The 20,235-nt window shown below is 71.0% G+C and carries 16 protein-coding genes, 2 tRNA genes and 1 pseudogene; 14 read left to right on the top strand and 5 right to left on the bottom strand.

The features are described from left to right. Window positions 1-33: 33 nt before the first annotated feature. From KJK29_RS03790 to KJK29_RS03775, 4 genes are all read left to right on the top strand, one after another. Window positions 34-1,365: an MFS transporter gene (locus KJK29_RS03790; protein ID WP_215117168.1), complete on the top strand. Its 1,332-nt coding sequence runs from the start codon at window positions 34-36 to the stop codon at window positions 1,363-1,365. Window positions 1,366-1,549: 184 nt separating this feature from the next. Next, window positions 1,550-1,783 (top strand): hypothetical protein, encoded by a 234-nt coding sequence (locus KJK29_RS03785; RefSeq protein ID WP_215117167.1) that lies wholly within the window; start codon window positions 1,550-1,552, stop codon window positions 1,781-1,783. 43 nt (window positions 1,784-1,826) lie between these two features. Then, window positions 1,827-1,900: transfer RNA gene (locus tag KJK29_RS03780), tRNA-Pro, on the top strand. A gap of 533 nt (window positions 1,901-2,433) precedes the next feature. Next, window positions 2,434-3,432, top strand: a complete 999-nt coding sequence (locus tag KJK29_RS03775) for a YdcF family protein (protein ID WP_215117166.1) — start codon at window positions 2,434-2,436, stop codon at window positions 3,430-3,432. Between the two features lie 442 nt (window positions 3,433-3,874). Here KJK29_RS03775 and KJK29_RS03770 read toward each other — a convergent pair. After that, window positions 3,875-3,950: transfer RNA gene (locus KJK29_RS03770), tRNA-Arg, on the bottom strand. Window positions 3,951-4,164: 214 nt separating this feature from the next. Between KJK29_RS03770 and KJK29_RS03765 the strand changes: the two genes are divergently transcribed. Further along, window positions 4,165-4,524 (top strand): DUF6463 family protein, encoded by a 360-nt coding sequence (locus KJK29_RS03765; protein ID WP_215117165.1) that lies wholly within the window; start codon window positions 4,165-4,167, stop codon window positions 4,522-4,524. A 191-nt stretch (window positions 4,525-4,715) separates the two neighbouring features. On the opposite strand, the gene KJK29_RS03760 is transcribed toward KJK29_RS03765, so the two are convergent. Then, window positions 4,716-5,435: a UTRA domain-containing protein gene (locus tag KJK29_RS03760; RefSeq protein ID WP_370869192.1), complete on the bottom strand. Its 720-nt coding sequence runs from the start codon at window positions 5,433-5,435 to the stop codon at window positions 4,716-4,718. Between KJK29_RS03760 and KJK29_RS38725 the strand changes: the two are divergent. After that, window positions 5,423-5,536 (top strand): annotated as a pseudogene (locus KJK29_RS38725) (DNA-binding protein); the annotation flags it as partial. The gene KJK29_RS03760 and the pseudogene KJK29_RS38725 sit on opposite strands and share 13 nt — an antisense overlap. A gap of 152 nt (window positions 5,537-5,688) precedes the next feature. Here the strand turns inward: KJK29_RS38725 and KJK29_RS03755 are convergent. Beyond that, window positions 5,689-7,296: a helix-turn-helix domain-containing protein gene (locus tag KJK29_RS03755; RefSeq protein ID WP_251057697.1), complete on the bottom strand. Its 1,608-nt coding sequence runs from the start codon at window positions 7,294-7,296 to the stop codon at window positions 5,689-5,691. 128 nt (window positions 7,297-7,424) lie between these two features. On the opposite strand from KJK29_RS03755, the gene KJK29_RS03750 reads away from it, so the two are divergent. The 8 genes from KJK29_RS03750 to KJK29_RS03715 are packed head-to-tail and all read left to right on the top strand — an operon-like array spanning window position 7,425 to window position 18,029. After that, complete coding sequence (locus KJK29_RS03750; RefSeq protein WP_215117164.1) at window positions 7,425-9,290, top strand: siderophore-interacting protein; 1,866 nt, start codon at window positions 7,425-7,427, stop codon at window positions 9,288-9,290. A 56-nt stretch (window positions 9,291-9,346) separates the two neighbouring features. After that, window positions 9,347-10,333 (top strand): ABC transporter substrate-binding protein, encoded by a 987-nt coding sequence (locus tag KJK29_RS03745; RefSeq protein WP_215117163.1) that lies wholly within the window; start codon window positions 9,347-9,349, stop codon window positions 10,331-10,333. A gap of 13 nt (window positions 10,334-10,346) precedes the next feature. Continuing rightward, entirely contained in the window at window positions 10,347-11,372 is a 1,026-nt protein-coding gene (locus KJK29_RS03740; protein ID WP_215117161.1) for a FecCD family ABC transporter permease, read from the top strand. Between the two features lie 17 nt (window positions 11,373-11,389). Then, window positions 11,390-12,427 (top strand): FecCD family ABC transporter permease, encoded by a 1,038-nt coding sequence (locus tag KJK29_RS03735; RefSeq protein ID WP_215124135.1) that lies wholly within the window; start codon window positions 11,390-11,392, stop codon window positions 12,425-12,427. Continuing rightward, window positions 12,424-13,278, top strand: coding sequence for an ABC transporter ATP-binding protein (locus KJK29_RS03730; protein WP_251057696.1), 855 nt, complete (start codon window positions 12,424-12,426; stop codon window positions 13,276-13,278). The genes KJK29_RS03735 and KJK29_RS03730 overlap by 4 nt, the downstream gene beginning before the upstream one ends. Continuing rightward, entirely contained in the window at window positions 13,271-14,467 is a 1,197-nt protein-coding gene (locus KJK29_RS03725) for an alpha/beta hydrolase (protein WP_215117160.1), read from the top strand. The genes KJK29_RS03730 and KJK29_RS03725 overlap by 8 nt, the downstream gene beginning before the upstream one ends. Further along, window positions 14,464-16,224 (top strand): ABC transporter transmembrane domain-containing protein, encoded by a 1,761-nt coding sequence (locus KJK29_RS03720; RefSeq protein WP_251057695.1) that lies wholly within the window; start codon window positions 14,464-14,466, stop codon window positions 16,222-16,224. The genes KJK29_RS03725 and KJK29_RS03720 overlap by 4 nt, the downstream gene beginning before the upstream one ends. Beyond that, window positions 16,221-18,029: an ABC transporter ATP-binding protein gene (locus KJK29_RS03715; protein ID WP_215117159.1), complete on the top strand. Its 1,809-nt coding sequence runs from the start codon at window positions 16,221-16,223 to the stop codon at window positions 18,027-18,029. Before KJK29_RS03720 ends, KJK29_RS03715 begins: the two co-directional genes overlap by 4 nt. 25 nt (window positions 18,030-18,054) lie before the next feature. On the opposite strand, the gene menC is transcribed toward KJK29_RS03715, so the two are convergent. Together menC and KJK29_RS03705 are read right to left on the bottom strand one after the other, a co-directional pair. Continuing rightward, a complete protein-coding gene (gene menC / locus KJK29_RS03710; protein WP_215117158.1) occupies window positions 18,055-19,170 on the bottom strand; it encodes an o-succinylbenzoate synthase in 1,116 nt (371 codons plus the stop codon). Then, complete coding sequence (locus KJK29_RS03705; protein ID WP_251057694.1) at window positions 19,167-20,081, bottom strand: chorismate synthase; 915 nt, start codon at window positions 20,079-20,081, stop codon at window positions 19,167-19,169. The genes menC and KJK29_RS03705 overlap by 4 nt, the downstream gene beginning before the upstream one ends. Between the last annotated feature and the right edge of the window lie 154 nt (window positions 20,082-20,235).

Here is a 20,235-nt window from a genome sequence, read left to right as displayed (position 1 = left end):
GGGAACACACTCCACACGAGAGGTAGACCAACGATGCCCTCCTCACCCTCCTCGACCGCTCGCGTAGGCAGACTCGCCCTCCTGGTCGTGGCCCTGTGCTGGCTGGCCGTCCTCTTCGACGGCCTCGACATGTTCATCTACGGCTCGGTGCTGCCCCACATGCTGGCGGAGCGGGCCCTCGGCATCACCCCGGACCAGGCCGGAGACCTCGGCAGCTACGCCACCTTCGGCATGCTGATCGGCGCCCTCACCGCGGGCACGGTCGCCGACCGGATCGGCCGCAAGAAGCTGATGGTCGGCTGCGTCGCCCTCTTCTCGCTGGCCTCGGGCCTGTGCGCGATAGCGAACGGCATCGCGGTGTTCGGCCTCGGCCGCACCCTGGCCGGCATCGGCCTCGGCGGCCTGCTGCCCACCGCGATCAGCATGGTCTCCGACTACGCCCCGCGCGGCCGCGGCGCCCTCACCATCGGCCTGCTGATGACGGCCCACCACACCGGCGGCATCCTCTCCGCATATGTGGCCCTGTGGGTCGTCGAGCCGCTCGGCTGGCGCGCCGCCTTCTGGGTCTGCGTCGCCCCGCTGCTCTTCGTGCCGGTGCTCGCGAAGTTCCTGCCCGAATCGCTCGGCTTCCTGCTCGCCAAGGGCCGCACCGAGGAGGCGCACGCACTGGCGCGCCGCTACGCCGTCGAACTCCCCCCGGCGAAGCCGGACGACGGCGCCCCCGCCCCCTCCCGCTGGGCCTCCCTGGCCCACCTCTTCCGCGGCGGCGAGTGGATCCAGACCCTGCTCTACTGGATCGCGTCCTTCGGCGGTCTGCTCCTCGTCTACGGCGTCGCCACCTGGCTGCCCACCCTGATGCGCGGCGAGGGCTACGAACTCGGCTCCGCCCTCACCTTCGTCGTCCTGTTCAACCTCGGCGGCATCGTCGGCATGCTGATCGCGGGACGGGCCGCCGACCGGTTCGGCGCCCCGCGCATCTCGGCGATCTGGTTCGCGCTGACCGCCGTCGGCGTCTTCCTGCTCAGCGTCCGCATGCCGCTCGCGCTGACCTTCACGGTCGTCTTCCTCACCGGCGTCTTCCTCAACAGCGCCCAGACCATGATCTACGCGACCGTCTCCATCCGCTCGGCGCCGCAGAGTCGCGCCACCGCCGTCGGCTGGACCTCCGGCATGGGCCGCTTCGGCGCCGTCTTCGGACCGTGGCTCGGCGGACAGTTGCTCGCCGCGAACAAGGGCGACTGGGGCTTCACCGCCTTCGCGCTGGCGGGCCTGTCCTCCATGGTCTTCATCGGCCTGGCCGCGTGGCGGGGTGCGCGCCGACCGGCCGGGGACGGAGCGGGCCGGGCGCTGATCGGCGCGCACTGACCAGGGGGCCCGGCCACGGGGCACCTCCGAAGATCGGGTGATAAGCGGCACATCATCTGGTGTCCGTCTCAACCTGTATGCCCTGGTAGGGAGTTGCCGTCGACTTCGCGTATTGTTTGCGGCATATGCCCGGGAGTGGAGCTTCTCAGGGCGCGCGATCGAGCAGGCGAATGGGGACCACGACGTGGACGAGACGCGGCACCGAACCGTCCGGCGTGCCGGACTGATCGGGGGTGCCGTCCCGGCACTCCTGGCCGTCGCGGCCTGCGCCGGCCACGCGACCAAGGCGGAGATCCCCTGGTGGGCCGTCCTCGCCGTGGCCGTCTCGACCGTGGGCCTCGCCGGCCGGACCGGGGCCCACACCGGCCGGAGCCACCCCGAGGGCCGCGAGGCCGAGGCCCCTCCCCGGGTGCGGTAGGGTTGACCTGCGCGATCACGCGGTTCACCCGCGCGAGACGCATCGGGACGTGGCGCAGCTTGGTAGCGCACTTGACTGGGGGTCAAGGGGTCGCAGGTTCAAATCCTGTCGTCCCGACTCTATGGAGTCGCAGCTGAGGGGCGGTTTCGGAGCAATCCGAAACCGCCCCTCACCCATTGTTCGGGGACCAGTTGGGACAAGTTGGGGACCAGCGGTTCTTGACCGGTGTTATCGGGTGAGGACAGTCGCTGCGGGAAGCGTGAGTGGGGCGCGTGGCGCGCTGACTCGTACGGCGCCGTGCTGCTCCGTCAAGCTGGGAACGTGCCGCCGTCCGAGGGTGGGGCGGTCGACATGAAGGCACCGGCTACCGGATCGCGTTACAGATGATGGCCATCGGTGCAGTGTCGCTCGAAGGAGCCGTCCGTCGCGTCGCGCTTCCGTACCTGGTGGATCTGCACCGGGCTGTAGGGCACACCGTCCATCTGTGCGTCCTGCGCGGCCGCGACATGCCGGTCTCGCCGAACGCTCCACCGCCCACCCGCGTTCGGCGCACCACAGCAGGTCTGGGAGGATGGCCGGCAGCCGTCCGTGCCGGGTCCGGGAACCCGCGGGCGGCGAGAGGCGGGCGGGAGAGCGGAGCGGTGCGGCACATGCCGGAGTACCCGGAGTACCTCGCTGCGGTCGTGTTCGCCGCGGGCGGCGTCGTCAACGCCCTGCTGGCACCGCACCGGTTCTCCACCGCCGTCCTGTTCTGCCTCGCGGTGACCTCTGCCGGACTCGGCTTGGCTGATCGCAGTGCGGAAGCCCACCCGACCATCGCCACCGTCCTCGCCGTCGCCGCCCTGCTCCTGGCGCTCGCGCTGGGCCTGCTACTGCTGGCCGACGGCGTGCTCCTGGTCCGGCGCTACGGACCGCAGGCAGCCCTGCTGGCGACCGGGGCCGCCGGCTGCGCGGTGCTGGCGGTGCTCGGCCTCGACGCGGTCTTCCACGCGGTCGGCGGCGAGGCGTTCGGTGCCCTCGTGGTCGCGGTGAACGCGGCCGCGGGATACCTCACTCTGCTCTTCCTCGTGTTCGCCGGCTACGTGTTCGTCCGGGGCCGTAGCAGCCCCCTGCCGGAAACCACCCATGTCGTCGTCCTGGGCGCCGGGCTCAACGGCGACCGGCCCGGCCCGCTGCTGACCCGCAGGCTGGAGCGTGCCCTCGCGCTCGACGCCGCCCGCGCACCGGACACGCCTCGTTTGGTGTTCATCGTCTCGGGCGGCCAGGGCGACGACGAGGTCCGCTCCGAGGCGGACGCGATGGCCGACTATCTGCGCGGACGCGGAGTGCCCGACGACCGGATCGTGCGGGAAGACCGCTCCGTCAACACCGGGCAGAACCTCCGCTTCAGCGCGGCGCTCGTGGACGGCACCACGCCCGGCCACCGTGCCACGGTGGTCACCAGCGGCTTCCACGTCTACCGCACGACCCTGCTGGCCCGCCGCGTCGGCGTGCCCGTGCACGTCGTGGGCGCGCCGACCTCCCCCGCCTACTGGCTGGCCGCGACACTGCGCGAATTCGCCGCCATCCTGTGGCTGGACCGCCTCCCCCTGGTCGGACTCAGCCTGCTGCTTGCAGTGCCGGTGGCGACGGCGGTCTTCGAGCACTGAAGCGCCGGCCGCAGACCTCTTAAGAGGTCCTCACGAGGGCGCGCCGTACATGGCGCGGTTGAGGGGGGTGCCCATAGGTGTTTGGTCAAGGTCGAGGATCAGTAGGTTCATGTGCCCGGGGCGGGGACCGAGCCGTAGGGGGGCGTTCGTGGGCGATGGCCAGGTCACGATCAAGCTGACGAGTGACGAGGACTGGTGCTGTCGCACTGGCTGGAGAAGCTGCAGATGACGGACCTCAGTCGAGTTGTCGACGATCCGTCGGTCTGGGCACCGATCCATCGGATTGCCGGAACGCTGGACAAGGCGCTTCCTGAGGCGACAGCCGGACAAACCCAGATCCCACCCTTGATCACCAAGAGGGCGCCCAGGGCCACGTCGCGCCAGCCAGCACCCACCTCAACCAGCAAAAAGCCCTCTCCCAAGGGAGGGCGGAGACTTGCGCCCCCGGCAGGACTCGAACCTGCGGCCAAGCGCTTAGAAGGCGCCTGGTGTGTCGGGTGTCAGTCTGCCGCTGACCTGCGTCTCTTCCGCCGCTGGGTGTCTCGCCGATCGACCTTCGACACGCATTCGACTTCGACAGGTGGCAGGGGCAGGGCTAGGGGCCTTCGTTTCGATCAGCGGGCAATGTTCTGTTCCACTGCTCCCTTCAACGGGATCACTTGCCTCCTGCTGACACGAGCCTGCGGGCCAGGCCCCTGGGGGACGCCCTAGGCCGGCCCATACGATGAGGCCATGAAGCGACATTCAGCAGGACACTGGCTCCAGGTTGTCGGCGTCGGTCACGCTGCCATCGGCGCCGTGATCTACCGCGATGTGTTCGCCGACATGGTTCGCGGAAACCTTCTCAACTCCGTGCCCGACCGGGGCGATCGCGCCGCCGCCTTCTGGTTCATGGCCGCTGCGCCGACCCTGTGGATGGGCGGCCGACTGCTCCGGTCGGCGGAGGAGCACAAGGACATCCCGGCCCAGCGCGCCGCGGGCGTCGTTCTGACCGCCGTCGGCGTGACGGGCACCGCGGCCATGCCGAAGAGCGGTTTCCCTACCCTGGTGGGGATCGGCGGCCTCCTGCTGCGCAGGTCGCTGCGCGGCTAAGCCGTTGTGTTTCAGATGCACCCACTGCGATCCAGTCTGAAACTTCCAGGCGATCGCATCGATCACCCTGGTCACGCCACCGGCCACCCCGCTTCGGCATCCGGCCCGGCAATAACGGCTCGATCCGCGCCCACTGAGCATCAGTCAAAGGCACAACCAGCCCAGCGATCAGGTAATCCACACGAGATGGCCTAGTGACGGTTGATCGGGATCTCGTAGACGATCTCGCAGTGAGCGGCGGGCACCACGATGTCCGCCGTTTCCACGGGCCGCCCGTCGTTGCTGTAGTACGTCCGCCGGATGTGCGTCACGAGCGCGGCCTTCTGGATGCCGAGAAGTGACGCCTCCTCGGCGGTCGCCTGCCTCGGCTCCGGCTGCTCCACGGCGTGGCTGACGCTGACGCCGATCGCGGCCATCCGATTCACGACGCCCGCCCCGGCATGCGGCCCTCCCTCGGGGAGGACGACGAGCGTGCCGGCGGTGAGGTCGTACGGCTCCCAACTCGTCGACAGCTGCACCGGCCTGCCGTCGGCCAGGAACTCGTACGTCGTCCGGACGCACAGGTCACCCTCGGCGATGCCGAGCCGCGCCGCGATGTCCGCCGGAGCGGGCACCTTGGCCTCGGTCCGGCTCTCCCAATCCCCTTGCCTGTCCACGGCTTTCATGTCCGCCCGGAACGGTGACACGTCGGGCCGCTCTCGCGCCGACGACCGGACGACCCGGACCCGTTGCCCGGGCTCGGCGACGTCAGTGCCAACCCCAGCGCGTACAGTGCGTCGGGGCGCCTGTTCGTGTTGAACGCCCACTCGCGCAGAGCGGTGCGCACGGCCGCAGGTGCGAACTGGGTGGGCTTGGCCCGCAACAGAGCGATGGTGGTCGCCGTCAGGTCTTGGCACGTGCGGCGGTCGCAGAGGCCGCGCTGCGACAGCGCCGCCCTGTGGTCATGTTGACCTCCGATATTGACGACATGGTCAAGCTCTACGGCGATCGGGTCCGGCTCGTAGGGGTGTGATTTCCGCGGTCGAGGCGACCTCTCTGGCCGGATCGCCGGATCGCCGGATCCGGCTGAGCGGCGGGTTCGCTCGCCGTACGGCCTGCACGCCTGACGCCCACGGCATCCCACGCAGCTCCGAACGCCTGGGCGCAGACGGTGCGAACGTCCTCTCAGTGGCTCTTGGCAGCCTCGCGTTCCTGGTATTCGCGTGGCGAGAGTCCGTGGAAGCGGGAGAAGGCGGCGCTGAACGTGGGGAGGTGGGCGTACCCGATCCGGCGTGCGACGGCGCTGGGCGAGGCGCCCCCGGCGAGCAGGTCGCGGGCGATGCGCATGCGGGCGGCATAGCGCCAGCGGCCGAGTGTCATACCTGTCTCGTCGCGGAAGGCGCGGTGGATCTCGGCACGGACATCCACGTCATGCGTTCCGCCGGGCTCGCCGATACGACGCAAGCACTCCATCGCGACAGCCCGCGCCCGCGGATCGGTGGGCATCGGCACCGACAGCGCTCGCTGCGCGGCGACCTGTTCCGCGAACAGGTCGAGGATGTGGCGGGGGTTGTGGTCGTCGGGACGCAGCCCGGACCGGGCGCTGATCGAGCAGAACATCAAGTAGTCGTCCCACGCGGGCGAGAACCGCACCTGCAGCGGCTCGGTCAGATGGAGGTCGGCGGTACTCGCGTTGCCCAGCGGCAGGGAGACGGAGTTCTCGCGGAGGCCGGTGACATGTTCCATCTCTGCCGGGATCCAGGTCGCCACGCCTCGCTCCCGCTCGTAGCGCCGGCCGCCGATGTCCAGGTACCCGCTGCCTCGATACATCCAGCTGAGGACGTGGATGTCGTTGGTGTGTGACGGTGTGCTGGCCGCGGGCAGCATCTCAGGCGCGGTGGGAGTGTTCACCTCGCGCGTCATCCGGATCAGGTCGTCGGTCTGCCGTGCCGCCGCCGCCCGTTGGGTCAGTCCACCGGCGCCAGGTCGGGCGAAAAGCGCCCGTCCGAACTCGTGGGGGGTCAGCCCGAATCGTCCCTTGAAGGCCCGCGTGAGGCCGTTGCGGCTGGCGAAGCCCACCAGACCAGCCACCTGGTCCACGTCGTAGCCGGCGGCGAGGAACTCCACGGCGGCGCCGAGTCGGCAGTGCAGCCGCCACCGCTCGAACGTGAGCCCGGTGTCGGCGAGGAAGTCACGGCGAAGCGTGCGCGCGCTGGAGAGCACGCGCGATGCCCATTGCTCGACCGTGAGGTCGAGCGCGGGGTCGCGCATCAGTTCGTCGGCGACCGCTCTGGCGCCGCGGGCCCGCGGCATCGCCGGCGAGGCGAACCCCTCCGGGCTCGGATCTCGCCCGGCCACGGCGGGCGCCGGCGAACGCGAGCCGGGACGCCGAAGGAGCTCCGCGATCGCCTCGGGGGAGTACCCGCGGCCGCTGAACGGAGTGACCTGCAGGTTGAAGAGCTGGATCAACCAGTCCTGCCAGCCGCTGGGAACATCGAACCGCGTCAGTTCCGACAACCCCCGAGCCCCGACGCCGGCATGGGGACACAGCGGGAAGGCGACAGTGCCCGGCTCGGTGGTGATCGCCCGCTCCGCCCGCCCGTCCGCGGGAATCCAGGCGCCTTCGCCGGCCCTGAGGCGGAGCACCGGCCCGCTGCCGAGACGCACGTGCGCCGTACCGGTGCGCACCCACAGCAGCAGCGGTCGCACGGGCGCGTCCGCCGGACTCCACCGCGCGCCCGGAATCGGCGGAGGGCAGCCGGAACCCGTGACGAGCGATGAGGGCGAAACCATGTCCTAACCGTACGGCAGTCTGCGCACACCATCCAAGGTAAGGTTCCCCTAACCTTACCGATACGCGCCCTCCCGATGCCGGCGCGCGGCTCCTTCCCTCGAAGCGATGAGAAAGCTCGGTTCCCCGCATGCCCAGAACCTCGCGCCGGCTCACCGTGTACCCGCCGACCCTGCGTGAGGTCGAGGTGGTCCGGACCGTCGACCACACCCCGGGAATGCGGCGGGTCACGCTGAGCGGCGAACAGTTGCGTGCGTTCACCACCGCGGACGGCTTCGTGCGGCCGGCCTTCGAGTCCAAGGGCTTCGACGACGACCTCGCGTTCTACTTCCCGCACCCGGGTCAGCGCGATCCGGTGCTCCCGGTCCAGGGCGAGGCCCAGTTGATCGTGCCCAAGGATCCTCGACCGCTGTCGAGGGCCTACACGGTCCGCCGGTGGGACCCGGAGGCGGGCGAGCTGGACGTGGACTTCGTCAAGCACGGGGTGGGCGTGGGAACGGCGTGGGCCTGTCGCACCCGGCCGGGTGACCGGATCCACGTCAGCGGCCCGCGCACGTCGAAGGAGCTCCCGGTCGGCGCCGACTGGTGGCTCGTGGCAGGCGACGACACCGCACTCCCCGCGATCGGCCGCCTGCTCGACGAACTCCCGTCCGACGCCCGGGCGCAGGTGTTCATCGAGATCGCCGAGGACGCCCACCGCCAGGAGCTGCGCGAGCTGCCCGGGGTGGACGTGACGTGGCTGGTCCGCTCCGGCAGGGCGGCCGGGACCGTGTCGCTGCTCACCGAGGCCGTGCGCGGTACGCAGTGGTGGCCGGGCCAGACGTTCGTGTGGCTGGCCGGCGAGCACACGGCCGTCCGGGACATCCGCCGGCACCTGGTCGAGGACCGTGGCGTGCCCAAGGAGGACATCGACTTCGCCGGCTACTGGCGTCGCTCCGCGGTCGTCGCCCTGGAGACCGACGGGGCGGTACCCGACCCGGAGAGGACGGTCACCCCGTTCCAGAAGCTCCACGACCTGACCGGGCTCGTCGCGCCGATCGCGATCCGCGCCGCCGTCGAGCTGGGCGTTCCCGACCTGATCTCCCGCGGCGTGACCGGCGTGACCGAGCTTGCCGCCAAGGCCGGCGCCGACGAGCGCGCTCTGGGCAAGCTGCTGCGTTACCTGCACACCCTGGACGTGGTGACCGAGACGGAACCATGTCACTACGCCCTGACGCCCGTCGGCGATGTCCTCACTCTCGAGTTCATCGCCGATCGGCTCCACTCCGCCGGGGTGGTCGGCCGCGAGATGCTCGGGATCCACGGACTCACGGAGTCGGTCCGCACCGGTCGGCCCGCCTACGTCTCGGTCACCGGCCGGACCTTCGCCGAGGTGCGGGCCGAGCAGGACTACGAGGACCGCCACCTGGAGCGCCTGGCGAAGTTCCAGCCCGCACTGGCCGGACCGATCGCCACGTCCGACCTGCTCGCCGGAGTCCGGCACCTGGTGATCCACTCCGGTGGTGCCGGCGCTCACGCCCGTGAGTACGTCGCGGCCCACGAGAGCCTTCGCGTGACGATCTGCGCCCTGCCCGCCCAGGCCGACTGGCTGCGCCGCGACCTGCCCGCCACGATTCCCGACGAGCGGCAACGCACGCGGGTCGGCGTGCTGGAGCAGTCCGTCTTCGAGGCCGGCCCGGCAGCCGACGCCGTGCTCATCAGCCGCGCCTTCAAGACCCTGCCCGACGCCGACGCCGCTCACGCACTGCGCCGGGCAGCCGAGAACCTCACCCTCGGTGGACGAGTGCTGCTGATCGAGGAGGTCTTCGACACCGACGACCTCGACGAGCACGACGGCGAGGAAGACCTGATCGGCCTGGTCTGCCACGGCTCCGGCCTCCGTACCGCAGCGGAGCTGGACGCCGTCATCGCCCGGGCCGGCCTCACGCGCAGGTCGGCGCGCACCGTCGGCCTGGGCGTCACCGTCCACGAACTCGTCCGCGCCACCGCTGACTGATCCCCGCCACCCGAGCTCACGCCTCCACCCGGGCAAGAAGAGAAAGAAAAACCACCATGAGCAGCACGCCTGTAACGAGACGCGGCACGGCCCTCGCCGCCGCCCTGTTGAGTACGTCGCTCGTCCTCACCGCCTGCGGCGGTGACGGTGACGACACCGGCGACAAGGCCGCCGCCGAGACCCACAGCGTCAAGGCCGAGAACGGCACCGTCAAGATTCCCGCCGACCCCCGGCGGATCGTCACGATCGGCAACACGAACCTCCCCTTCATCGATCTGGGTGGCAAGCCGGTGGGCGTCACCGAGGTGTCGGACTCCGAACTCGACGTGCTGCCGCAGGAACAGAAGACCGCGTACGAGGCAGCCGAGGTGGTCGGCAGCGACGGGGGCGAGGTGGACCTCGAGAAGCTCGCCGCCCTCAAGCCGGACCTCATCCTGGTCCAGTTCCACTCGAACGACTGGGGCAAGGTCGGCAAGCGACTCGAGTCGATCGCCCCGACCGTGTACTGGGGGCTCGACACCGAGTGGAAGGCTTTCGCCGACGAGATCGGCAAGGCCGGCAACGTCACGGACGAACTCGGCCGGCAGAAGGCGGAGTTCAAGGAGAAGGTCGGCAAGATCAAGGAGACCTACCGCAAGACCATCGCCGACACCTCGTTCGTCGATGTCTCCCGGGGAGACTGGAGCGATCCCGGAACGTTCTACATCGCGGACATCGGCTGCTCCGAGATCGCCCGGGACGACATCGGCCTCGACCTGCCCGAGGCGGCCGAGGGCAAGGAACCCCTGGCCTACGAGTCCCTGCCGTTCGAGCAGATCGGTGAGCTGTCCGAGTACGGCGTGATCACCTACCCCGTCGACGCCGAGGGCCGGCCGACCGAGCCCTTCGTGCCGGTGACCAAGACCAACACGTGGAAGGCGCTGCCCGCCGTGAGCTCCGGTCGCGCGCTCGGACTCTTCTGCCCCGGCAACAACTCCTACGGGCCCGTCCTGCGGTACCTGGACTCGCTCGACCGTGCTCTGGCGACGCTCCCTCCGCAGTAGAACACCCCCGACCATGAAGGAAAACAGAGCAAGGTCCCCGGTCTCGCATCGACGCCGCCGCGTCATCGGGCTGGTCGCAGCCCTCGCCGCGTTGATCGTGCTGATGGTGCTCAGCGTGATGGTCGGCTCCCAAGCGATACCGGTCTCGGTGATCTGGGACGCACTGTCCAACCCGCCTTCCAACCCTGATCAGTTCGCGATCCGCGACTTCCGGCTGCCGCGCACGATCGTGGGTCTGGTGGTCGGCGTCGCACTCGGTCTGTCGGGCGCGCTGATCCAGGCGCTCATCCGCAATCCCCTGGCCGATCCGGGTGTCCTCGGCGTCCATGCCGGTGCGTCCTTCGCGGTGACGGTCGCCGTGGGCCTGCTCGGCGTCCGCACATCGCAGGGCTACATGTGGTTCGCGTTCGCGGGGGCGTTGATCGTCACGCTCCTGGTGCTCGCTCTCGGGTCGACCCGGAAGGGCTCCTCACCGGTGGTCCTGGTGCTCGCCGGGGTCTGCGTCGGCGCCGTGCTCGGCGGCGCCAGGGAGGCGCTCCAGCTGACCGACCCGGACGCCTTCGACGCGATGCGGTACTGGAACGCCGGGTCGATCGCGGGTCGCCCGCTCGAGGTCGTATGGCCGGTCCTGCCGTTCTTCGCGGTGGCACTCGTCCTGGCCTTCGCCGTGTCGGGCCCGCTCAACGCTCTGGCTCTGGGTGACGAGCTGGCGGTCACCCAAGGGGTCCGGTTGGCACGCACCCGTGTGCTCGCGGTGATCGCGCTCACCCTCCTCGCCGGTGGTGCCACCGCGATCACCGGACCCATCGGATTCGTCGGACTCATGGTGCCGCACGTGGCCCGCTGGATCGTCGGCCCGGACCAACGCTGGATCTTCGGGTACAGCGTCCTCCTCGCCCCGAGCCTGCTGCTGGCCTCCGACATCCTCGGACGCGTCGTGATGAGACCCGGTGAGCTCCCCGTGGGGATCGTCACCGCCTTCGTCGGCGCTCCCGTCCTTGTCGCGCTGGCGCGGCGGAAGAAGGCGAGCGGACTGTGAACACGCCCATTCCGCAGGTGGACTTCGGGCGGCGGGTGCTGGTGCTGCGGCGCGGGCGGATCGCGGTGCGGCTCCAATGGCGCCCGGTCGTCGTCTGCACGGTGCTCGCGGTCGCGGTCGCCGGTACGGCGGTGCTCGCGCTGATGACCGGTTCGTACGCGCTGAGTCCCGGGCAGGTGCTCTCCGCACTGACCGGCCGGGAGACCGGCATGGTCCGCGACATCGTGGTCGAGTGGCGGCTGCCCCGGGTGTCCGCGGCGCTGGTGTTCGGCGCTGCTCTGGGAGTGAGCGGGGCCGTCTTCCAGTCACTGTTGCGCAACCCTCTCGCCGACCCCGGCCTCATCGGGTTCTCCCAGGGCTCCTACACCGGGGCGCTGGTCGTGATCCTGGTCGTCAACGGCACCTACGCGCAGCTGGTCGGCGGTGCGTTGCTGGGCGGTACGGCCACCGCCGTGGGCGTGTACGTGCTCGCCCACCGACGAGGAGTGCAGGGGTTCCGGCTGATCGTCGTCGGCATCGGCGTCGCGGCGATGCTCGAGTCGCTCAACACCTGGCTCATCCTCAAGGCCGACCTGGACCAGGCGATGTCCGCGGCCGCGTGGGGTGCCGGGTCGCTCAACGGCGTCTCCTGGGACCGGGTCGTCATCGGCGGCGCCTGCATCGCCGTACTCCTGCTGCTGGCCGGGATGTTGAGCCGGCCGCTGCGGCAGATGCAGCTGGGTGACGACGTGGCCGCCTCGCAAGGGGTACGGGTCTCGCCCGCACGCCTGGGCCTGATCCTGGTGGCAGTGGCGCTGACGGCGACGGTCACGGCAGCGTCGGGGCCGATCGCGTTCATCTCCCTGGTCGCCCCGCAGATCGGACGCCGACTCGCCCGCACCGCGGGGATCACCCTCGCTCCCGCCGCCTTCGTCGGGGCGCTGCTGTGCCTGGCGTCGGACTACCTCGCCCAGCACGCCGCCCCCACCCCGCTGCCGGTCGGCATCATCACCGTCGTGCTCGGCGGCGGCTACCTCGGATACCTGCTGTTCACCGAAGCAAGGAGACGCCTGTGAGCGCAATCCCGCCCGACACCGCGCGCCTGAGTGTGGAGTCGGCGACGATCGGCTACGACAAGCGGATCATCTCCGAGCACCTCTCGGTGGCGATCCCCGACGAGTCGTTCACGGTCGTCGTCGGCCCGAACGCGTGCGGCAAGTCCACCCTGCTGCGCGGCCTGTCCCGACTGCTGAAGCCGTCGGCCGGGCAGATCGTCCTCGACGGTGCCGACATCGGCTCCTACCGGACCAAAGAGGTGGCGCGGCGGGTCGGACTGCTGCCGCAGAGCTCGATCGCCCCGGACGGGATCACCGTCGCCGACCTGGTGGCCCGGGGACGGTACCCCCACCAGGGGTTCATCCGGCAGTGGACCGAGGACGACGAGCGGGCCGTGCTCAGGGCGATGCGCCAGACCTCGGTCACCGACCTGTCCGGGCGCCTGGTGGACGAGCTGTCGGGCGGGCAGCGCCAGCGCGTGTGGGTGGCGATGGCGCTGGCGCAGCACACCGACATCATGCTGCTCGACGAGCCGACCACCTTCCTCGACATCACCCACCAGATCGAGCTGCTCGAGCTGTTCACCGACCTGCACCACGCCGGCCACACCCTGGTCGCCGTACTGCACGACCTCAACCACGCTGCCCGCTACGGCACCCACCTGATCGCCATGAAGGACGGTGCCGTGGTCGTCGAGGGAACTCCGGACGAGGTCGTCACGGCCGAGCTGGTCGAGGAGGTGTTCGGTCTGCGCTGCCTGGTGATGCGTGATCCGGTGTCCGGCAGCCCCCAGGTGGTGCCGCTCGGCCGCGAACGAACCCGGCACAGGTCCGCTGACCACACCGATGCGGAAAGCGCGATACATGTCTGATCCGTCTGTCGAAAAGCTGTCGACCGGTGAGTGGAGCCCGGAGAGGTTCAGACGACATCTCGAGCAGTCGGGTACACCGCTTGTCGAGCGGGTCTGCGCGGACGAGGTGGAGGTGACGTTCGTCGACGAGCCCGGGGACGACACGACGGTCACCCTCTCGGTGGTGATCGGCCCCAGAATCGGCTTCAACCCGATCGGCACGGAGTTCACCTCGGTGGCGGGGACGCCGTTTCGCGTGCTCACCCTGCGGATGCGTTCCGACCTGCGCTTCTCGTACGTGTTCACACGAGGTGGGCCGGCGCGTGAGGGCGAACAGGTCCCGGACCCGTTCAACCCGCCGCCGAGGTTCTCGGAGTGCTCGGTGGAGCGGTTCTCCGGGGCCTCGGTGGCGGTGCTGCCCGACGCGGCGCCGTTGCCCTGGCTCGACCAGGCCGAAGCGCGGCCGGCCCCGGCCATGGATTCCGCCGTGCTGGCGAGTGAGTCGCTGGGAAACGAACGCCGCGTCTGGATCTCGATGCCCCCTGGCGACCTCCCGGACGGGAGCGCACTGCCCTTCGTGATCCACCTGGACGGGACACCGGGTCACAGCGCGCCGAGCGTTCGTGACGCCCTTGTCGAGGCGGGACTGATCCGGCCCTGTGCCGTGATCCTCGTCGAACAGCCCGGATCGCAGCGCGACAAAGAGCTGCTCTGCGATCCGGCCTTCTCCCGGATGCTGGTCGAAGAACTGCTGCCGTGGCTCCACCACCGGTATCCGCTCTCGCGCGACCCCGCCGATGTGGCGCTGGCCGGTGAGAGCTTCGGCGGCTTGTGTGCCGGCTGGACAGCGCTCCACCACCCGACGGCGTTCGGCAACGCCATCCTCCAGTCCCCGTCGTGCGGATACCACCCTGACCTCACGTGGGGCACCGGGGCGGGCGAGCTGCTGCGGCGCGCCCCCGTACCGACGCTGATCGCCGACCACCTCGCCGCGGAAGCGGCACCGGTCCGCATCTTCCACGACGTCGGAGAGCTGGAGGGCTCGAACACCCACAGCCGCTGGCTGGACCACGTGCTCACCGCGAAGGGCTACGACACCCGCTACCGGGAGTTCGCCGGCGGACACGACTACGCGTGGTGGCGGGGACTCTTCGCCGATGCCCTGCTCTGGTGCTTCCCGCTCGGGAACAGCGACCGGAGCCACGCGTGAGCGACTCCTCGCGTTTCTCGGGCGCCGACACCGCGGGACTGGGGCGAGGACCTCTGACCCGCCGGCTGCCCACGCTGCTGCAGTCGCCCCCCGAACCGGACGAGGCTCCGCCGTTCGAAGCCGGAGCGGGTATGACTCCGGGTCGGTTCCTGCTGCGTGTGATCTTCTCGGTGAAGCGGGTCACCGTTCCGGCGATGCTGCTCGCGGTCGTGTGGCAGGTGGGCGAGTCGGCGGTACCTGTGGTGATGGGTGTCGCCATCGACCGGGCGCTGGCGACCGGGAACGCGGGGCAGCTGGTGCTGTGGCTCGGCGTGCTGATGGCCCTGTACGCCGTGTTGACGGTGGCGGCGAAGTTGGCGAATCGGCTGACCTCGTATGCGGTACAGCTGCTGCAGCACCGGCTCCGGAGCACCCTCTCGACCGCCGTGCTGCATCCGGCCGGCGGTGCGGCGCGGGCGCCGGACGGCAGCGTCGTCTCGGTGATGACCAGCGACGTCGCCCGCCTGGCCAACGCGGTGATCCTGCTGATCCTGCCGGTGTCGAGGATCGCGGCCATCGGGTTCATCGCCGTATCGCTGCTGGCGACGCACTGGCTGCTCGGGCTCGTGGTGCTGCTGGGAGCGCCTGCCGCGGTGTGGCTGATGGGCGTGCTCAGCGAGCGGCTCTCCCGGGACACCCGCGCGTACCAGGAGCTCTTGGCCTCCACCGTCGGACGGGCCACGGATCTGGTCGCCGGCTACCGGGTGGTCAAGGGCATACACGCCGAGGCCGAGGCGACAAGGAGGTACCGGCAGGCGAGCCAGGAGACCCTCGTCGGGGCCCAGCGCAACGCGGGACTGCTGGGGAGGTTCCTCGCGGGCTCGGGTGCGGTCAGCAGCGCGTTCGTCGCCGCGGTGATGGGGCTGGCGGGCTGGTTCGCCGTGGACGGGCGGCTGAGCATCGGCGAGCTGATCGCCGCCGTCGGCCTCACCCAGGCACTGCTGCCGCAGATCCAGTCGATCGCGAGCGCCTCCGTCCCCAACCTCGCCGGAGCCCGCGCCGCGTCCGCGCGCGTCGTCGACGTGCTGCACGGCACCGGCAGCGGGAGCCCCGGACAGGACGACGCGCTACGGGCAGAGGTCGCGCCGCTGCCCGTACTGGAGGTGTCCGCGCAGGCTGCGACGATCCGGGTGGACCCCGGAGAGTTCGTGGGAGTGCGCGCCGACGACCGGACCGCCGCCCGCATCGCCCGGGCGCTGCTGGACCCGCGCACCGGCGGCGAGGTGGAGGCGCGCCTCGACGGACTCCCGGCACGGGAGCTGAGCGCGCAGGAGTACCGCTCCCGGGTCACGGTCGCCCCGCACCGGGCCACACTGTTCAGCGGAACGATCCGCGACAACCTCACCGCCGGCGCCGGCGCCGGCGCGCCAGAGCTGATCGATGTCGCGGTGCGAGCTGCGGCCTGCGACGACTTCGCCGCCGATCTCGATCTCCCGGTCGGCGAGGACGGCAACCGCCTCTCCGGCGGCCAGCGCCAGCGGATCGCGCTCGCCCGCGCACTGGCGAGCGATGCGCCGGTGCTCGTGCTGCACGACCCGACCACGGCGGTGGACCCGGTCACCGAGCACGCGATCGCGGTGCGTCTGCGCGGCGTCCGCGCGGGCCGCTCCACGCTGCTGATCGCCTCGTCCCCGGCACTGCTCGGGCGGTGCGACCGCGTCGTCGACCTGTTCGTGGACGCCGGGGACGCACCCCTGCACGGAAGGACGGTGGGATGAGCGTGGCATCCGCTACGACCGGACAGGCGCTGCCCGTCGCGGGCGGCCGGGCGACGGCCGCGGAGGTCCGGCGGCTCAGCCGCGGACACCGGCTCCGGCTCGCCGCCGTCGGCGTGGTCGGGATCGTCAGCACCGCTGTCGACCTGATTCCGCCGGTGGCGATCGGGTACCTCGTCGACCGGGTGCGGGCGGGCACCGCGGATCTCGGCACCGTGCTGACGGTCACGGCCGTCATGGCGCTCTCCGGCGTCCTCGGCGCCGCCGGCACCGCGGTGGCGATCGTGCACGCCACCCGCGTCTACCACGCCGTCCTCGCCGCGCTGCGCGAGCGGCTCGTCAGCCGCGCCATGCTGCTCCCGCAGCACCTCGTAGAGCGCGCCGGTACCGGGGACCTGATATCCCGGTCCAGCGACGACGTCACCGCCGTGGCCGATGCCGCCCCCGCGGTGATCCCCGCGCTCACCGTCAGCGCGTTCACCATCGTCGTGTCGCTGGGCGGGCTCGCGGCGCTGGAATGGCCCTACGCGGCCGCGTTCGCCGTCGTGCTGCCGGTATACGCACTCGCCATGCGGTGGTACCTGCGCACCGGGCCCCGGGTGTACCGAGCCGAGCGTGCGGCGATGAGTGCGCGTGCCCAGCAGATCCTCGAGTCCCAGCGCGGCTACGCCACCGTGCTCGGCTTCGGGCTCGCCGAGCGACGTCATCGCACCGTGCTGACGGATTCCTGGGGCGTCGCGGTGCAGTCGCTGCGGGCACGCACCGTGCTGAGCATGCTCAACGCCCGGCTCAACCTCGGCGAATGCCTGAGCCTGGCCGCCGTGCTCGTCGTCGGATTCGTCCTCGTCGACCACGGATCCTCAACCGTCGGCGGTGCCACCACCGCCATGCTGCTCGTGCTGCGCCTGCTGGGGCCGGTCAACCAGCTGCTGTTCGTCGTCGACACCCTTCAGTCGGCCCTCGCCTCGCTGAGCCGCGTGATCGGAGTCGTCACGATCCCGACGGTGGACGCGGCCGACGCGACGACGACTCCGACAGACCCGATGGACGAGGTGGACCCGACACACGAGGTGGACCCGATGGACCCGGCAGACACAGCCACCGCCGTTCGGCTCCGCGAGGTCGCGTTCCGCTACGCCGACGGTCCACCCGTACTCGATGGCATCGACCTCGATATCCCGGATGGTCAGCACCTCGCGATCGTCGGCCCGTCCGGGGCGGGGAAGACCACGCTCGCCGCAGTGATCGCGGGCGTTCGCCGACCTGACGACGGGACCGTGACCCGTCCCCGCCGCACCGCGGTGATCACCCAGGAAGTACACGTGTTCGCCGGGGCGCTGCGAGAGAACCTCACGCTCGCCGCCCCCGACGCCACCGACCGCGACATCCGCGCCGCGCTCGAAACCACCGGTGCGGCCGATCTGCTGGACCTGTCGGCGGATGCCCTCGACACGGTGGTCGGCACCGGCGGACATCCGCTCACCGATGCACAGGCGCAACAGCTCGCCCTCGCCCGCCTGTTCCTTGCCGACCCCGAGCTGGCGATCCTCGACGAAGCCACCGCCGAGGCCGGTTCCGCCCACGCCGAGCGGCTCGACCGCGCCTCGGAAGCGGTCCTCGCCGGCCGGACCGGCATCGTGATCGCTCACCGGCTCTCCCAAGCGGCTACGTGCGACCGGATCGTGGTCATGGACGCCGGCCGCGTCATCGAGACCGGCACCCATGACGAACTCCTCACCGCCGGCGGCACATACGCCCGGCTGTGGGCGGTGTGGCAAGCCGGGCAGCACATCAGCGCGAACAGATGAGGGTGGAATCGGCCCGCGGTCATTCTCAGCGCCGTGTCGCGAACAGCTCCCGCCTAGACGTCGTGAAGCGGGCGAGGGCGTCCGGCAGCGGGGTGACGCCGATGCCGGGTGACGTGGGGACGGGGAGGTGGCCGTCCTGGAGGACGAACGGTTCCGTGATGTCCTCCGCGAAGTAGCGGCGGGAGGCCGAGGTGTCGCCGGGGAGCGTGCAGCCCGGGAGGGCGGCCAGCGCCAGGTTGGGGGCGCGGCCGATGCCCGTCTCCAGCATGCCGCCGCACCACACCGGCACACCGTGGGCGGCGCACACGTCGTGGATGCGACGCGCTTCGAGGTAGCCGCCGACGCGGGCCGGCTTGACGTTGACGACCCGGCAGGCGTCCATCGCGATCGCGGACGCGGCGTCACGCGCCGAGTGGATCGACTCGTCGAGGCACACCGGGGTGCGCAGGCGCTGCTGGAGCCGGGCGTGGGCATGGAGGTTGTTCTCCTCCAGCGGCTCCTCGATCAGCAGCAGCCCGAAGTCGTCGAGCCGGCGCAGCTGGTCGGCGTCGGCGAGCGTGTAGGCGGTGTTGGCGTCGACCTGGAGCGGCAGCGCGTCGCCGAAGCGGTCGCGTACCGCGCGCACCGGCTCCACGTCCCAGCCCGGCTCTATCTTCAGCTTGATGCGGAGGTAGCCCTCGTCGAGGTAGCGCTCGACGTCGTCCAGCAGTTCGGGCACGGAATTCTTGATGCCGACCGAGACACCCGCAGGTACCCGTTCGTGCACCGAGCCGAGGAACGTCGCCAACGACATCCCGTAGGCGCGCAGTTCCGCGTCCAGGAGGGCGGTCTCCAGGGCCGCCTTGGCCAGCTCGTGGCCCTTGACGGAGGCCATGGCGGGGGCGACGGCCGCCGTCGTCGGCTCGGGGAGGGCGGCCACCCTCGGCAGCAGGAAGTCGCGGATCACCATCTCGGCGCCGGCGACGAACTCCGAGCAGTACAGGGGCTCGGGGTCGGCGGCGAATTCCGACCAGCCCTCGGCCGCGTCGGTCACCACGCGCAGCAGGAAGGTGTCCTTGCTGGTCATCGTCCCGAACGACGTGCGGAACGGGGTGACGAGGGGGATGGCGACGTGGAGCAGTTCCACGCGTTCGAGCTTCATCGCTGCCTTTCGTGAGGCGTCTTGAAGGGCGTCCGGGTCAGCAGGTACCAGCCGTCGCGTGACATGGCCGTCGCGCGCAGGCCCTCGGCGTACGCCTCCGTGAACACCCCGCGTACGGCGTGCCGCCACGCGAGCGCGAGGGCCGGGTCGGCGGCGCGCAGCGCGACGATGTCCTCGGGTACGCGGCACCACAGCCGGTCCGCGTCGCGCAGGGCGAGCGGCCCGTCGTCGGGTGCCCGGGTCACGACGTCGGCCGCGGCGCGGCCCGCGGTGGGCTCGTCCGTACGTGTGGTCCCCGTCGCCAGGTCCCAGGTGATGGTCAGCCGGTCGCTCTCGTCGCCGCCGTTCACACCGTCGTTCATCGGCCCGTAGAAGTCGACCAGGTACTCGCTGCCGACCGCACCCAGTTTGACCAGGTTGAAGCGGGCGTTGCGGCGCACCAGCGGGTCGAACGTCCAGCGCATCGTGGTGGCGCCCCGCTCCAGCGCCCACACCCGCTGCGCCTGCTTGACCGCGAACCCCACCCCCCGGCCCGCCGCGGTCGCCGCCGCGACGAACGAGTACACGTCCCGCTCGGCGGGGGCACCGAACACCGCCACCGCCGCCCCGGCGAGCCGCTCGCCCGACGGTCCGGCCGCGTACGCGGCGTGCACCGCCCCGCCGGCGTGCACCAGGCTGTGCAGCACCTCGGCCGGATACGGCGGGGTGGCCCTGGGCGTCTGCCACACATCGGCGAAGAAACCGGCCACGGCGTGGATACCGGCCACGTCGTGCACGGTACGGACCGTGACCCCGGCGGTGCGGGCCGCGGCGTCGGCGATACCCGCCCAGGCACCGGGCGCTGTCCCCCCGGCCGTGCGGGGTGCTTCCGCCGGCCCGGGCCCGGCGGCGGAGATCGTCACAGGTGTCATGCGGTGAGTCTGCGTCGCCGGAGCCCGGGCGGCCGTTGTCGGCAGGCACAATGAAGGCATCCGCCTCTGTTGCGATCGGCCAAGGCCGGCCGGGATCACCGCCCGATAGAAACCCGCAGACCCCTGCGAACACCACCGTCTGCACACCACCGCC

The organism is Streptomyces koelreuteriae, from assembly GCF_018604545.1.
Lineage (GTDB): Bacteria > Actinomycetota > Actinomycetes > Streptomycetales > Streptomycetaceae > Streptomyces > Streptomyces koelreuteriae.
Note: the sequence above shows the minus strand (reverse complement) of the source record. Positions and strands in the feature narration are given on the sequence as shown.